General features: G+C 46.5%; 1 protein-coding gene. It reads left to right on the top strand.

Annotated features, from left to right (window positions below):
• On the top strand, nucleotides 1–473 hold a 473-nt coding region (locus tag CXF81_RS00375; RefSeq protein ID WP_101179121.1), incomplete at both ends, for a GTP-binding protein.

Genomic DNA, 473 nt, shown 5'->3' with positions numbered 1-473 from the left:
AATAAACCACACGTAAACGTTGGTACTATCGGCCACGTTGACCACGGTAAAACAACTCTTACAGCGGCAATCACGTCGGTATTAGCAAAGACTTACGGCGGTAGCGCTCAAGCATTTGATCAAATCGACAATGCGCCAGAAGAGCGTGAACGCGGTATCACAATTTCTACATCACACGTAGAATATGATACGCCAGCACGTCACTACGCACACGTAGATTGCCCTGGTCACGCCGATTATATCAAAAACATGATCACTGGTGCAGCGCAAATGGATGGCGGTATATTAGTTGTTGCGGCAACGGACGGCCCTATGCCACAAACACGTGAGCACATCTTGTTAGGTCGCCAAGTTGGTATTCCTTACATGATCGTTTTCATGAACAAATGTGACATGGTTGACGACGAAGAATTGCTAGAACTAGTCGAAATGGAAGTTCGTGAACTGTTGACAGAATACGAATTCCCAGGCGA

The organism is Glaciecola sp. 33A, from assembly GCF_002836745.1.
Classification (GTDB): domain Bacteria; phylum Pseudomonadota; class Gammaproteobacteria; order Enterobacterales; family Alteromonadaceae; genus Glaciecola.
The sequence above is the reverse complement of the archived record's forward strand: the minus strand, read 5'-3'. Positions and strand labels throughout refer to the sequence as shown.